The sequence below is a fragment of the Flavobacterium zhairuonense genome, from assembly GCF_004352915.1.
In the GTDB taxonomy this organism is placed as follows: Bacteria; Bacteroidota; Bacteroidia; order Flavobacteriales; family Flavobacteriaceae; genus Flavobacterium; species Flavobacterium zhairuonense.
The window spans coordinates 1-15,570 of record NZ_SJSY01000071.1 but is presented as its reverse complement, the minus strand read 5'-3'; the positions used below and the strand labels follow the sequence as shown (position 1 = coordinate 15,570).

At 32.1% G+C, this 15,570-nt stretch carries 13 protein-coding genes and 2 tRNA genes; 4 read left to right on the top strand and 11 right to left on the bottom strand.

Features of this window, described 5'->3' with window-relative positions; translation table 11 throughout:
* Positions 1-163 precede the first annotated feature (163 nt).
* On the top strand, positions 164-490 hold the full coding sequence (locus EYY60_RS08960) for a DMT family transporter (RefSeq protein ID WP_109193059.1): 327 nt from the start codon (positions 164-166) through the stop codon (positions 488-490).
* Between the two features lie 157 nt (positions 491-647).
* Here EYY60_RS08960 and EYY60_RS08955 read toward each other — a convergent pair whose 3' ends face one another.
* The 7 genes from EYY60_RS08955 to EYY60_RS08925 all read right to left on the bottom strand — a co-directional run bounded on the left by EYY60_RS08955 (position 648) and on the right by EYY60_RS08925 (position 7,794).
* A complete protein-coding gene (locus tag EYY60_RS08955) occupies positions 648-896 on the bottom strand; it encodes a hypothetical protein (protein WP_132989044.1) in 249 nt (82 codons plus the stop codon).
* A gap of 112 nt (positions 897-1,008) precedes the next feature.
* Positions 1,009-2,139, bottom strand: a complete 1,131-nt coding sequence (locus EYY60_RS08950) for an FAD-dependent oxidoreductase (RefSeq protein ID WP_132989043.1) — start codon at positions 2,137-2,139, stop codon at positions 1,009-1,011.
* A 61-nt stretch (positions 2,140-2,200) separates the two neighbouring features.
* Complete coding sequence (locus EYY60_RS08945; RefSeq protein ID WP_132989042.1) at positions 2,201-2,965, bottom strand: helix-turn-helix domain-containing protein; 765 nt, start codon at positions 2,963-2,965, stop codon at positions 2,201-2,203.
* Between the two features lie 33 nt (positions 2,966-2,998).
* Positions 2,999-4,369 carry a hypothetical protein gene (locus tag EYY60_RS08940; RefSeq protein ID WP_132989041.1) on the bottom strand — a complete coding sequence of 457 codons (1,371 nt, stop codon included), beginning with the start codon at positions 4,367-4,369 and terminating at the stop codon, positions 2,999-3,001.
* A gap of 7 nt (positions 4,370-4,376) precedes the next feature.
* Positions 4,377-4,880 carry an endonuclease V gene (locus EYY60_RS08935; RefSeq protein ID WP_132989040.1) on the bottom strand — a complete coding sequence of 168 codons (504 nt, stop codon included), beginning with the start codon at positions 4,878-4,880 and terminating at the stop codon, positions 4,377-4,379.
* Between the two features lie 237 nt (positions 4,881-5,117).
* A complete protein-coding gene (locus tag EYY60_RS08930) occupies positions 5,118-6,446 on the bottom strand; it encodes a sensor histidine kinase (protein WP_132989039.1) in 1,329 nt (442 codons plus the stop codon).
* Position 6,447: 1 nt separating this feature from the next.
* Complete coding sequence (locus tag EYY60_RS08925) at positions 6,448-7,794, bottom strand: sigma-54-dependent transcriptional regulator (protein WP_132989038.1); 1,347 nt, start codon at positions 7,792-7,794, stop codon at positions 6,448-6,450.
* Positions 7,795-8,066: 272 nt separating this feature from the next.
* Between EYY60_RS08925 and EYY60_RS08920 the strand changes: the two genes are divergently transcribed.
* Genes EYY60_RS08920 through EYY60_RS08910 form a run of 3 tightly spaced genes read left to right on the top strand, consistent with a single transcriptional unit; the run spans position 8,067 to position 13,624 of the window.
* Entirely contained in the window at positions 8,067-8,777 is a 711-nt protein-coding gene (locus EYY60_RS08920; protein ID WP_132989037.1) for an ABC transporter ATP-binding protein, read from the top strand.
* Between the two features lie 4 nt (positions 8,778-8,781).
* A complete protein-coding gene (locus EYY60_RS08915) occupies positions 8,782-11,205 on the top strand; it encodes an ABC transporter permease (RefSeq protein ID WP_132989036.1) in 2,424 nt (807 codons plus the stop codon).
* Between the two features lies 1 nt (position 11,206).
* Positions 11,207-13,624 carry an ABC transporter permease gene (locus EYY60_RS08910; protein WP_132989035.1) on the top strand — a complete coding sequence of 806 codons (2,418 nt, stop codon included), beginning with the start codon at positions 11,207-11,209 and terminating at the stop codon, positions 13,622-13,624.
* 78 nt (positions 13,625-13,702) lie between these two features.
* Here EYY60_RS08910 and lpxA read toward each other — a convergent pair whose 3' ends face one another.
* From lpxA to EYY60_RS08890, 4 genes are all read right to left on the bottom strand, one after another.
* The gene (gene lpxA, locus EYY60_RS08905; protein WP_132989034.1) at positions 13,703-14,476 is read right to left on the bottom strand and encodes an acyl-ACP--UDP-N-acetylglucosamine O-acyltransferase; all 774 of its coding nucleotides are present in this window, start codon (positions 14,474-14,476) and stop codon (positions 13,703-13,705) included.
* Between the two features lie 63 nt (positions 14,477-14,539).
* Positions 14,540-15,103, bottom strand: a complete 564-nt coding sequence (locus EYY60_RS08900) for a Crp/Fnr family transcriptional regulator (protein ID WP_132989033.1) — start codon at positions 15,101-15,103, stop codon at positions 14,540-14,542.
* Positions 15,104-15,290: 187 nt separating this feature from the next.
* Positions 15,291-15,376 (bottom strand) — tRNA-Leu (locus EYY60_RS08895).
* A 6-nt stretch (positions 15,377-15,382) separates the two neighbouring features.
* Positions 15,383-15,455, bottom strand: a tRNA-Phe gene (locus tag EYY60_RS08890).
* Between the last annotated feature and the right edge of the window lie 115 nt (positions 15,456-15,570).

Genomic DNA, 15,570 nt, shown 5'->3' with positions numbered 1-15,570 from the left:
AAATTCAACGCAAAAAGTATTTCACGCAGATTATAAAAGATTTTAGCAGATTAAATTAGATTTTCCTTGTTGAACGAAACGGTAAAAATAATTTCATTTTTTATCATTTGTTAAATTTTTTCCGATTTTCATAAAGGAACTTTGCAGCACAAAATTTAACTATATGAACTGGATTATTTTAATCATTGCAGGTCTATTTGAAGTAGCCTTCGCATCATGTCTCGGAAAAGCAAAAACAACAACTGGAACAGAAATGTACTATTGGTACATTGGCTTCTTTATATCTTTAACTGTAAGTATGCTTTTATTAATGAAAGCGACTGAAACACTACCTCTTGGAACTGCTTACGCAGTTTGGACAGGAATTGGCGCAGTCGGAACTGTATTGGTTGGAATCTTTATTTTTAAAGAACCTGCTGCTTTCTGGAGATTATTCTTTTTAGCAACTTTGGTTGGTTCCATTGTGGGTTTAAAAGCGGTTTCTCACTAAAAAAATATATATTTTTGTTTCAAGTTTCAGGTTTCACGTTACTTAACTTAACGTGAAACTTGAAACCTGAAATTAGTTCTTAGAGATTTCCAATAAAGCTATAAAAACAAAAAACTCCTTAAGAAATTAAGGAGTTTTTTGTTTTAGAGAATATTTTTTACAATCCTCTGCTTTTTTTCTCTTTCTGCAAATTTTTTAAATTGTTTGCATTTGCCAATGCGATTATTCCTAATGATAGTGGAACAACTGTTAAAGCGCTAAATTTATGTTGTACGATCGTCAGCCAAATTCCCGCCGCAAACAAGATCAAGGCGAAAAATATCAACATGTAAAGCATCGTTTTTATTAGTTTTTCATTTTTAAGCAATTCTTCATTGCTCATTTCTTCTGGTTTCTTAGCAGCCATAATTTGGTCGTGGTTTTAGGATTAAATTTTAAATTTAGTTATACAAATAAAATCAAAACTTTAACCTAATGCAATAATTAGTAAATAAATAACTATAAAAATGCGACCTTATTTAATCTGCAAATCGCCTAAAAGAAAAATTTTTTTCGCGCATCATCAATTCATTTTTGCGGGTTTCAATTTGCGCTTCTTTGGCATAAACAAACATTCTTTGTTCATAATCTGCAATTGCGGTTTCAATACTGTCAAATTTTCCATTCAAAAGATTTTCTGCCAAAATCATTGCATCAACCAAACCAATATTCGCTCCTTGTCCAGCAAAAGGAGGCATTAAATGTGCTGCGTCGCCAATAAGCGTTATAGGCAAAATGCGATTTTTTTTCCATTCTTTTTCTAATGAAATTTTGCGCGTTGGCAATCCAACAAAAAATGATGTTGCACAGAATAACTGTTTATACGTTTCACTCCATTCTGAGAAACGATTTGTCAAAAATGAACTTATACTTTGGGCATCTTTAAAATTTAATTCATTTTCGGAAATCCAGTTTAAGGGCGTTTTGAAAATGACATTATAACTCAAAGATGCTGCATTTTTTGGATTTGCCACTAATAAATTTCCGTTATGCGACGTCATTAAAATATTGCCATCACACAACTCAAAAAAATCTTTGCAATTTATTTCGGCTTGAGAAACTTCACCTTGAATCATATAAGTTCCGGTTTCTTCTACTTCCGCATCCGTAATATATTTTCTTATTGCCGACATTCCGCCATTTGCTCCAATGACAAAATCTACAATTTCAATTTTGTTGTTTTCAAAATGCAAAACCCATTTTTCATCTTTTGCTTCAAGATCAGTTACTTTACTGTTCCAGATAACTGTGTTTTCTTTTAAGCTTTCGAGCAATAAAATTCGCAAATCATTTCTGTTGATTTCGGGATTGTCTTGAGCTTCTTCTGCAGTAACTTTTCTAGAATTTAAAATCATCCCTTTCTCATCAGCAATTGTTCTTCCCATTGGAATTGCCAATTCATAATAACGTTCCAAAAGTCCAGCTTTTTTCATTGCTTCTTGTCCCGAGCCTTTATGTAAATCTAAAGTTCCGCCCCAAATTCTGGTTTGTGCATCTTCGTCTCTTTCGTAAACGGAAACATCGATTCCTTTTTGTTGTAATAATATTGCCATGGTTAAACCAACTGGCCCAGCACCAATAATGGCTATTTTTTTATTTTGAAGTAACATATTTTGTATCGTTTAATGTGATACAAAATTGCGAAGAAAGCAGTTGCTGAAATAGTAAAAATCAGTCGTTTTGTGGAGGCAGTTTTTTAATCGCTAAAATATCCATGAAACGTTCATCGGTATTTTTGCTGAGTTCTTTTGGCGTAACGCCCGAGTATTTTTTGATTTCTTTGATAAAATGATTTTGATCTGTGAAATTTAATTCGGGATAAAGTTTGCCTTCGCTTAAATCTTTAAACGAAGATCCAAAACGCAAAATTTTACAATATTCTTTAAGCGAAATTCCGAATTGCTGATTAAAATATCTATTAATCTGACGACTGCTCCAAAACACTTTTTCAGAAAGTTCATTTACTGTAATTGTTCCGTGCGAAACATAAATCAATTCAAACAGTTTTTTCTTTCTGTCATCTATTGGTTTTATGGAAATTGAATTGATCTTCCGAGTTACTTTTTTCTGAAAATTTTCCAAACTTTCTGTATCAATTTCATCAAATTGCCAAAAATCATTCGGAATCGTTTTTCCACCGTTCAAAACCTCTTTTATAGAATCTCCAAATAAATATTCTACTGCCAAAAGTTTAAATCCAACAGAAAATATTCGCACATCTTTAGCAATATTAACTTGACTCGGAACTGTATCCAATCCGCGAATTGAAATTTCCAAATCTTCTGAATTCATTTTCATCAACGTCATATCGGCCATTCCGTTTGGAAGAATCGTCCCAGGAATATCCTTTCCCGATTTGTTTTCCACCATCCAAAAGCTATGAACAAAATGCGAAATAGAAGCGTCTGGTAAAAGGGATTGAATGAGCAATTTCATTATTTATAATTATTTGAAGAAAATCTAAACAGCTTAATCTCCGCCACAGCCACCACAGGAACTGCCACAAGAGCTTCCACACGAACTACTGCAGGAACTCCCGCACGAACTTCCACAACTGGAACCATTTCCAGAAGAACTAAAATTATGATTAATATGTGTCGCGAGAGGAATAAATGAAAATGCAAGCCCACCATACAAAAAATACCTCCACTGCCAATCTAATATTTCGTTACTATCCTTTTTTTCGTTTTTGAAGCTTGAAAGAACTGCTTTTTCAAACAAAAAATTCGTCATTTTCTTGAAACAATAATTTGAAATCGACAGCAACAAAATCATCACAACAGTAATGTTTTCGACTGATTTCTCTCTTGAAATTCCGATAATTATTCTACTGAAACCAATACTCAAAAGAAATCCAAAAACAAACAATACGACTTTTATACTCCACAAAAATTGTTTCGAATTAATGATTTCATCTCTAATTTTTTCAACTGATTTTTTCAACTGAGCAAATATTGGCTTGTTTTTGAGCGCTTGATTTAATTGCCAATACGGCATCAAATCATATTCTTTCATAATTTCGATAACACAATTTTCATATAGATTATCGCTTAATTTTTCATCAGTCAGTTTTAAATATTTGCCTAAAACCTCTACTTTTTTGTTTTCAATTAAGTTATTTACAACTCCGTGAATAACAAAATCTAATCGGTTTTTTTGAAAAAAGACTAATTCAAAAGGAATGAGATTCTTAATAAGCACTGTGGCTTTCAAATTCTGAATCAATTTCTCTGCATGTTTTTTTACATACTGCATTAACAAGATCGTTCCAATAGCAAATAAAAAAACATAATACCAGGCAAAATCTGGATTTCCAATTTGAACTAAAACAGGTTTGAGCAATAACGAAATTGGAAAAATTAAAAGCAACATGCATCCCAAAAAAATTATTTTCAGTATAGATAGATCCAGATTGGAAATATCTAATTTCAATGATTGGAGCGAATTATCATAATCCCAGAATTCTTTTGGCTGTTCTCCAAAATTTAGCTCGTATAATTTTTTAGTTGTCTCTTTTGCCTTCTTAAATTTTTCAAATTCGGCTTTATTGTGTGTTGACGGAATATGTTCAATTCTTTTGGATAAAATTGCACAAAGATCGGAATATGATTTAGTAAAGATTAAATGCTGATGCCAAACAATATCAACAATTTCTGAAGGCGAAACCATTTCATTTGAAGTTGCGGCCAAATACATGAATTTTTTATATTCGAGAATAGCCGTTTTTGTAAAATAGATTGTCCAACTGTTTTCAAATGCTAATCTGGTCGAAAATCCGTATTCTTCATTTGGATTATCTAAATCGAAATTTTCAATTTCTGCCCAAAGGGTTCTATCCATAAATATTTCAAAGTTCTTTTGTTAACCTGTCCATTTCTTTCAACAAAGTCGGAATTCGAAATTCGCCCGCCATACTTTCAATTTTCTGAAAAGCATCTTCCAAATCAATTCCGATAGAAGTCACAAACAAAGGTTTTTTGCTGTCACCTCTAAATAACGCTTTTTTATCTTTTTCGATGCTGGCAAAATTCGTTTTAGCGACGCCAATAATTGGAATTTTCTTATCTAGCTTTTCATATAAATGGCCACCTAAACCATATTTTTCATCATCATCTAAATATACAAAACCGTCGACAATAATTACATCAACTAACTTTAAATCAATATTATTTAATAGACTTAAAATACAAGGTAATTCTCTTTTATAAAACTCGCCGGGAATATATTCTGAGACATTATCAATGATTTCGGTGTGAATTTTAAAATCTTTTTCTTGATTCCATTCTGTAAATTCTAAGCAGACTGTTTTGGCTTTATTGTCGTAATAATAAGTATCGAAGGCTAAAATCATAAAGGAATTGGTTTTATGCTAATATAAATTTATTGGCCTCAAAAATAGTTCAAAACTATTTACTGCATTTAGCTTTCAGCTTCTAAAAACCACAAATTACGCAAATTCACACAAATTAATTCGTGAAAATTTGTGTAATTTGCGGTTAAATTTAAGCTCCAACTTGCAAGCTTTCAGCCTGTTTATTAAATCTATGAACATTCAATCCATAACGCGGTTTAGTTGAGTAAAAATAAATCAATCTCCAATCAAACAAATTTCAAAAACCGTTTTTCCATTTTCATTTTTATAATTGATATAACCGCCGTGTGCTTCGATAATATTTTTGGATAAAGTCAAACCAATTCCTGCGCCTTCATTTCTGGTGGTGAAAAACGGAAGGAAAATTTTGTTTTCGATTTCTTTTTCAATTCCGTTTCCAGTGTCTGCAATTTTGATGAAAGTTCTGTTTTCTTTGGCTTCCGCTGAAATGAAAATCTGTTTTTGATTTGTCTTTTTAAGCGCATTTATCGAATTCGTCAAAAGATTAATTAAAACTTGTTCGATTTGCTGGGCATCAACCGTAATGGAATAATGACGCGAAATTGAGTTTACAATTTCGATATTTTCCTTTTTAAACATTGGCTCCATAATATCGAGGCTATTATTCACCAAATCTTTCAATTCTAATTTTTGCTTTTTTGGCGAAGGAAGCATCGCCAATTTTCGATAACCTTCAACAAATTTCTGCAAATGATCGCTTCGTCTGAGCATTGTTTCAACGCTGTTTTTGATGTCTTCTAAATCTTCATTTGATAAAGAATCTTGCTCAACCAAATCTTGCAAATTTTGACAAATGGAACGAATTGGAGTTATTGAATTCAGGAGTTCATGCGAAATCACTTTCATCAAATTAATCCAGGCATCTTTCTCTTTTTTCTCGACAACATTCTGAATCGAATCCAGCAAAACAATAAAATAATCATTCTCAAAAATCTCCGTTCGCGATGCCTGTAAAACAAAAGTCTGCGAATTTTGCTGATTAATACTGATTTCGATTGACGTTTTTATTTCCTGAAAATCATCTTTTTCGATAATCTCACATAATGAAGGTAAATGACTTTTCAGATATTTCCATTTTGAGAATTTCGGAACATTAAAATGAGTCGAAAAATAATCGTTCATCAAAAAAACGTTCCAATCTTTTTCCTGTTTTTGCAGAATAATAATTCCGGTTTCAATATTATTTAAAATCGAAGTATATATAATGTCTTTCGAAACCTGCTCGTTTTGCTTGTTTTTTAAAATATCATACAACTGAAACAAATCATTTTTTTCCGATTTATGTTTCGAAAAATCAGAACTAAAATCGTTTTGAATAATTGAAGAAATCGTTTTATCATAAAGCAAAATGATGCTTTTTATATAATTATATAATTCAACAATCAACAGAAAAACGACCAAAAAGCCAAAAATGGGCGCAAATACATAATTGATTTTTTGCAGATAAATAGAAAATTCGATTCCTGCCAAAATCAAAATTAACCGCAGAAAAAGAAGCTGATATGTTTTTAAAGATTTAAGCATACTAATTGGTGCTGATATTATATTTCTCCAAACGACGATACAAAGAACCTCTAGACAAACCCAATTCTTCAGCAGTTTTACTGATATTATTATTGTGTTTCAAAAGTGCTCTTTCAACCGTAGCTTTTTCAACCGAAGAAAGCTGAATATCATCTGGATTTTCATATTCGGTGATTTGTTCCAAATCTAAATCGGAAACTGTTATTTTATTGTTTTCGCAGAGAATAATAGCGCGCTCGATTTTATTTTCCATTTCGCGGATATTTCCGTTCCAAGCGTGTTTTTCGATTTGTTCCAAAACTTTTTTGTCAAAAGTAATTTGGCTTCGTCCATATTTTTCACTGATTTTGTCTAGCAGATATTCGGCTAACGGAATTTTATCTTCGATTCTTTCGCGAAGCGGAGGCAAAATAATTTCCATTGTATTAATTCGGTAATACAAATCTTCACGGAAATTTTTGTCGGCAACTTCGAGTTTTAAATTCAGATTAGTTGCCGTAATAATTCTAACATTTAGTGGTCGCGGTTTAGTTTCGCCCAATCTTGTTACCGTTTTGGTTTGAATTACCTGTAATAATTTTGATTGCAAATGAAGCGGAACATTCCCAATTTCATCCAAAAAAATAGTTCCGTTTTGCGCCATCTCAAAACGTCCCGGCGTATCGGTTTTTGCATCTGTAAAGGCGCCTTTTGCATAACCGAATAATTCGCTTTCAAAAATATTTGAATTCAAAGCGCCCAAATCAACATTTATAAAAGGCTGATTTTTTCTTTCGGACTGTGAAAAAATATGATGCGCCAAAACGAATTTCCCAGTTCCATTTTCACCAAGAATCAAAACATTTGCATCCGTTTTTGCAACTTTATCTGCCAACGAATAGGCTTTTTTTATAATTTCAGAATTTCCAATAAAAAAGTCATCAGCAATTTCTGGACTTTTAATTTTCTTTTGTTCTTTTCTCGCTTTATCAACTGCTTGTTTTACCGATTCTAACAATTTTTTATTTTCCCAAGGTTTCAAAATATAATCAAAAGCACCCGATTTTAAACCTTCAACCGCTGTTTCCACTTTTCCAAAAGCTGTCATTAAAATCACAACTGTTTTTGGCGAAAGCGTTTTTATTTCTTTCAATAAATACAAACCTTCTCTTCCGTCTTCAAAACCAATTCTGTAATTCATATCCAACAAAACAACATCAATGGTATTTTTTGCCAATAATTCGACAATATTTTTCGGATTATTGAGTGTATAAATATTCTCAAAATACTTTTTCAGATAGACTTTCGACGCAAAAAGGATGTCTTCCTGATCGTCGATAATTAAAATTGAAGCGTTTGTCTTTTTCATTTTTGTTCGGTTTTGGACGAAAGGTGTCCACTTATGGACAGTGAAGCTTTTTTTCTTAAAATAAAATCTTAAAAATAAGGCATTTACAAGGTTTAAATTTTTGGCATGAAAATCATAATTGTACTGATAAATCATTAATTATTAAGCCCTTTCGAAAGTAAAAATAACAAAAAATCGCATTGTTAATTATCTTAATTTTCCGATGCATTTCTTTTACTTCAAAAGGGAAAATATTTTAAAAAGAAAATCAATCAAAACTAAAAACATCAATTATGATTACGATCAGCAAACTTTCAAAAGTATTTAGAACTGAGGAATTAGAAACCAGAGCATTAAGCGAAATTTCATTAACTATAAATCAAGGCGATTTTATTTCGATCATGGGACCATCTGGAAGCGGAAAATCAACTTTATTAAATATCATCGGGCTTTTGGACAGCGCTTCAGATGGAAGTTATCATTTGCTTGATCAGGAAATGGTTGGCTTGAAAGAAAAATCAAGAGCAAAAGCGAGAAAAGAAAACATTGGTTTCATCTTCCAAAACTTCAATTTAATTGATGAATTGTCTGTTTATGACAACATCGAGTTGCCTTTGATTTACAATAATGTTCCTTCTTCTGAAAGAAAACAAAAAGTAAGCGAGATGGCAAAAATTTTAGGAATCTCTCACCGATTAAAACATTTTCCGCAACAGCTTTCAGGCGGACAACAGCAACGTGTGGCGGTTGCAAGAGCTTTAATCAATAATCCGAAAATTATTTTGGCCGATGAGCCAACTGGAAACTTAGACAGTAAAAACGGAAATGAAGTAATGGAACTATTGACTGATCTTCATGCCAGCGGTTCCACAATTTTGATGGTAACGCACTCTGATTATGATGCTTCTTTTTCGCAAAAAACGATTTTAATGAAAGACGGTGTTATTCTTTCTGAAAAATTAAATCATAGAAATGTCGATGTTTTGGTAACTTCTAAAAACTAGGGTCATGCTAAAAAATTGGATTAGTATTTTTATTTTTCAGGTAAAAAACAACAAGCTTTTTACAGCTTTGAATGTTTTGGGGTTGAGTATAGGAATTGCCGGATTGATTTTTGCCATTCTGTATTGGAATGATGAGCAAAGTTATGACCAATGGAATCCTAATAAAGACAATGTTTTTATGGTTGCCAATCAAATGGATCCTACTACATATTGGGCTTCAAGTTCGGCACCAATTGGTTCAACGATAAAAAACACAAGTCCTGAAGTTGAATCGTTTTGTTATGTAAACGGAAGTTATGATAACGAAATTATTCGTTACAATGGTAAAAAAATACAGTCTGGAAAAATTGTTGTAGCACAAAAAAACTTTTTTGACTATTTCCCGTATCAATTTATCGAAGGAAATGCAAAAACCGGTTTACCCGATGGCAATAGTATTTGTTTGTCTGAAGATCTTGCAATACAACTTTTTGGAAGTGAAAGTGCATTTGGCAAAAAAATAGTTTTGCAAAATCAGGTTTTAGTTGTCAGAGGTGTTTATAAACTGGATAAAAAATCGGTTTTTAATCCTGCGTGCGTGGTCAATTTTATGGATTTAAGAATAAAAAACACTATTCAGCAATGGGGAAATTTTCAGTTTATACTTTTATTAAAATTGAAAAATCCAACTGATGCAGGATTAGTAACAAAAAGCCTTGCTAAAATTTATTATGATAATATGACGGTGCCACGCGCCAAACTTCAGGGGGTGACTCCAGAAGAGTTTATTAAAAAATTTGGAGAAGTAAAACCTCATTTAGAACCTTTGTCCTCAATTCGTTTGCATACCAAAACAGGCGGTCTTATAGAAAGCAACGGAAATTATCAGCTTTTGCTAATTTTTATGGGGCTTTCAATCTTGATCCTGATATTATCTATCGTAAATTATGTTAATTCAGCAACGGCAAATGCTGTAAAAAGAGCGAAAGAAATAGGAGTTCGAAAAGTTATTGGCGCTTCTAAAACCAATATAATTCTGCAATTTATTTTTGAGACTGCGATCATTTTATTGTTTTCCATCTTGGTTTCTCTTGTTATTGTCGAACTTTCGATTCCTTATTACAATGCTTTTTTAGAAAAAGATTTTGTACTGCTAAGCTGGCAATTGTATTTACAATTAGGCGCTATTTTTATTATAACGGTAATTGTAGCAGGAATATTTCCGGCGATTTATGTTTCGAATTTTGAGGTTTTAAAAGTATTGAGAGGAAATTTTATTCGAAGCAAAAGTGGCGTATGGCTTCGTAACGGGATGTTGATTTTTCAATTTGCTGTGGCCGCTTTCTTTATAATCGGTTCTTATATTGTATATCAACAAATTGATTACATGAATTCTAAGGATTTAGGTTTTAACGGAGATCAAATTTTAAACATCTCTTATCGAAATATCTATGGCGAAAAAATTACCGATAAAGATCAATTTGGCAAATACAATAACATCAAAAATCAACTGCTTCGCATAAAAGGAGTTCAGCAAGTCGCTGGCGGTGGCTTTGTGATGGGTAACGGTGCAAGATCTGTAATTTCTTATCATTATAAAGACATTAATATTGATGGAAACAATGTTCCTGTAGATTTTGGGCTTCTTGAAATGATGAAAATAAAATTAGTCAAAGGCCGCTATTTTAGTCCGAAATATGCTCAGGATACAATCAATTCGATGTTGATCAATGAAACTGCGTTAAAATTATTGAATGAAAAAGATCCTATTGGGAAAAAAATAAACTGGGACGGAAAAAAAGCCATTATCGTAGGAGTTATAAAAGATTTTAACATCGGGAATCCGGGCGAAGCTATACCGCCAATATCAATATTCCATTTTAAAAGCGTGCCTTGGTTTAATAGTCTTTTGAATAATATTTATGTAACCGCAGATCCCAAAACGATGCAACAAACTATTGCTGCTATAGAAAGTTTATGGGTAAAGAAAATAGATTCAGAATATCCATTTTCATATGATTTTGTAGATAAGGAATACAAAAGATCATATAGCAGTTATGTAAAACAAAAAAATCTTTTTTCGTTGCTAAACTTCATAGTTATTATAATAGCTCTTATTGGTTTGTTTGCACTGGCTTCTTATTCTATCGAAAGACGTATGAAAGAAATTGCAATTAGAAAAACACTTGGTGCCGAAACGAACGTTTTATTGAAGGAACTTTGCAAACAATATATCCTTTTTAGTATAATAGGATTTGTGATCGCTTTATTTCCTGCTTATTATTTATTAAACAAATGGTTAGAGAATTTTGCCTATCGTGTTTCTATTTCAATTTCTCCGTTTATAATTGGTTTTTCGGCTTTATTACTGCTAACGCTTGCGGTAGTTCTTTCACGAGCTTATCAGGCAACAAAAGTTGATATTTTAAAATATTTAAAATACGAATAAGATGCTAAAAAACTATATCAACATATTTATTTACCGCTTAAAGCACAACAAGCTTTTCTCTTTCCTTAATATTTTAGGATTATCAATAGGAATTGCTGGGCTGATTTTTGCCCTGCTTTATTGGAACGACGAACAAAGTTACAATTCCTGGAATCCTGAAAAAGGAAAAGTATACCAGGTTTTGATTCAAGTGACCGATATGCCCGTCTGGTCCGATTGTGCCTTATTTCTGAAACCGGCTTTAGACAAAGATCCTAATATTGAATCTACACTCTATGCAGATTACTGGTATCAAAAGGATAAAATTATTTACAAAGGAAAAAAGGAATTTGTAGATAAAATTATCAATGTCGAACAAAATTTCTTTTCTTTTTTTCCTTTCGAAATTATTCAGGGCGATGCAATTTCAGCTATAAAAGATGATTCGAGTATTGCTATTTCAGATATTACGGCTAAAAGGATTTTTGGAAATGAAAACCCTATTGGAAAACAAATAAAATGTTTTGACCAGCTGTTTTCTGTAAGGGCCGTGTATCATATTCCAGGAAATTCATCGATTGCGCCGAATGTCATCATCAATAAAATGAAGGAACTGACAACTTCCGGATTGATGAATCCGTTTATTTTAAAATTGTTATTAAAAGTAAAAGACCCGACAAAAATTGATTTAACAAGACAGAAACTCGAAAGACTTTACAACCACGATTTTATTACGCGACTTGCCAAAGAAGCAGGTTTTACACCTGAAGTTATGGCCAAAAAAGTAGGTCATTTTACGGTTATTCTTGAACCTTTATCAAAAGCCAGGTTACATTCGGTAACCGATGGTTATCCTGAAACGCGAGGAAATTATCAGTTTTTGATGATCATGATGGGTTTGTCACTTTTGATTCTCATTTTGTCGATTGTTAACTATATCAATCTCGCCACTGCAGACGCGATAAAGCGAGCAAAAGAAGTTGGAGTGCGTAAAATTTCGGGAGCTTCTAAAGGCGATATTATTATTCAGTTTCTTTGTGAAACAATTTTAACGACAAGTTTTTCTATTTTACTGGCGTTGGTCATTGTAGAACTCGTTTTGCCTTATTACAACAACTTTTTAAACAAGAATATTGTACTTCTCGCCAATCAATTTTATATACAATTGCTTCTGATTTTCATCATTACGGTTTTGACAGCTGGATTATTACCGGCAATTTACATCTCCAATTTTAAACCTTTTAAAGTTTTGAAAGGAAATTTCGAAAGAAGCAAAAATGGTATTTGGTTGCGTAATGGAATGCTTATTCTTCAATTTGCAATTGCTGCTTTTTTTATTATTGGCTCTAATATTGTATATCAGCAAATTAAATATTTGCAAAATAAAGATCTTGGATTTAAAGGCGATCAGGTAATTTCAGTTTGTTTAAATTTTCCATCAATTGAACATCAGTCAGAAAATGCAGAACAAATTATTTACAATAAATACACCATCTTAAAACAACAACTGTATAAAATTAAAGGCGTTCAAAAAGTTTCGACTGGTCTTATTTCTTTTGATGGTTCAGATAATTCTATTTCTGCGGTTCTGTATAATAATGAGCTTTTTAAGGAAAGAGTAATCAATTTAGATTACGGCATGTTTGAAATGCTGAATATTAAATTTTTAAAAGGCAGAGATTTTGATAAAAAAATTGCCTCTGACACCGTTAATTCAGTTATAATAAATGAAACGGCTGCAAAACTAATGAATCTTAAATCACCTCTTGGGAAAGAACTTGTGATACGGGAGCAAAAATTAAAAATCATTGGTATTGTCAAAGATTTTAACTTATTGAGCCCAGAATTAAAAGTGCCGCCAATTGCTTTTCATCATATTAAGACCTTTGATATGGCGCATAATATAGATAAAGTTTTCATAAAACTAAATGCTGACAATTTGGAAAATACGATCACCAATATCGAAAAATTATGGTCGAAAGTCGATACCGAATATCCGTTTCAATATGATTTTGTAGACAAGCAATATGCGAGAACTTATGAAACTTACTCCAAACAAAAAAGCTTATTTTCATTGCTTAATGTTATTGTAATTCTAATTGCTCTTTTTGGATTATTTGCCTTAGCATCTTATTCTATACAACGACGCATGAAAGAAATTGCCATTCGAAAAACATTAGGTGCCGAAACCAATGTTTTACTCAAAGAATTATCGAAACAGTATGTTTTGTATTGTATTATAGGATTTTTAATTGCACTATTTCCTGTTTACTTTCTCTTGAATAAATGGCTTCAAAATTTTGCATTTAAAATTGACATTACCATAATGCCGTTCGTTGCAGGATTTATTGTCTTGTTGCTTCTGACTTTACTGATTGTTTTGTGGCGAGCTTATTACGCAACTAAAGCAAATGTCTTAGAATACCTGAAATATGAATAGAACTCTAATTAAGGGATTTTTCATCTAACTTTAATTCACATAAAAGAAGCCTCCAATACAAAACATTGGAGGCTTCTTTTATTCTTTAATTCCTTTTACAATTCCACGTTTTGATACTTTAATAAAATTTAAAATTTCATCTCTCTCAAAAGTCGGTTCAAAATTCTGTTCAATTAATTCTAATGCACTTTTAGTATTTCTCTTTTCCTGAAAAATAATTCTATAAATTGCTTTGATCTCTTCAATTTTCTCAGAAGAAAAACCTCTCCTTCTCAAACCAACAATATTTAATCCAGCAAATCGTAAAGGTTCATGCGCGACAGTTATGTAAGGCGGAATATCTTTCACAATTCTGCTCAATCCACTAATCATACTATGACTTCCGATTCGGGAAAATTGATGCACTGCAGTAAGTCCGCTTACATTAACAAAATCGCCAGTAACTACTTCACCCGCCATACCGACACCAAAACCAATAATACAATTATTCCCAACAAAACAATCATGCCCAATGTGAGCATTTGCCATAATCAAATTCGAATTTCCTATATGAGTTATTCCCTTTGACTCTGTTCCCCGATTTATAGTAACATTTTCTCTGATGATGTTATTATCACCAATTTCAAGCAAGGTATATTCATCCTTAAACTTTAAATCCTGCGGAATTCCACCTATTATAGCTCCTGAATGAATTTGGCAGTTACTACCTATTCTCGAGCCACTTAAAATAGTAACATTATTACCTATCCACGAATTATCACCAATAATTACATCACTCTCAATTGTAGAAAAATTTCCAAAGCGAACGTTTCTTCCAACAATTGTACTTTTATCTATTACACTATTTTTCAATATCCCATAATTTAATAACAAGCAAATATTAGAAAATAAAAAATGCATTTTATTGACCTAACATCAAATAATTGAAGCTCTAATTCGGCTTAAAGTTTCTTGACTTACTCCAATTAATGAAGCAATATGCTTCAATTTAGCTTTTTGAATAATTTGAGGAAAAAATTCTAATAGAAATAAATACTTTTTCTCTGCTGTCATTACACGAAACAGATGATGGAATTCATTTATTTTAGAAAGATAATGTCGAAGTTGATTAAGATGAAATTTTAAAAATAAAGGATATTCTAATAATAGCTGTTCATCAGAATATGTTAAAGAATAGGCAACTGTTTCTTCGCAAGCCTGAAATATTTCAAAAGAAGGTTTTTGATCAAAAAAGCTACTCATGGAAGTTACAAATTGATTATCTGTATAAATCCATTTCGTAACTTCTTCATCATTTTCAAAACAAAATCTTCGAACAGCACCAGAACTGATGAAATAAATCTTATCACATATTTTATGCTCTTGGATTATAAACTCATTCTTTCTAAACTTTTCTTCAACAAAAAAACTCCGAATCGCATTTTCAGTGTCAGCATCTATCTTTTGAAAGCTATTTATAACGGTAATTAGTTCGTTCATACTGGTAACTTATAAGGAGACAAATTTATCATTATATTTTGAAGAAGAGAATTTAAAGATAGCATAGCCAAATGAAAAGGTTTCAAAAACTTAAATAAGCACTTCTAAACGACAAAATATAAAAAATCAAGCTTGAGATTGTTCCAAAAAAAAAACTTCAATTAGCAAAAGCCAATTGAAGTTTTAGTACTCAGAGCGGGACTTGAACCCGCACGAACATTGCTGTTCACTGGATTTTAAGTCCAGCGTGTCTACCAATTTCACCATCCGAGCATTATGTGGTACCTCCAGGGATCGAACCAGGGACACATGGATTTTCAGTCCATTGCTCTACCATCTGAGCTAAGGTACCTTATTGCTAATAAGCAAAATTTAGAATAAAAAACCCTGTAACTTACGAAACAGGGTTTTCAAAAGAAAGGCGACGACATACTCTCCCACAATAATGCAGTACCATCTGCGCAGGC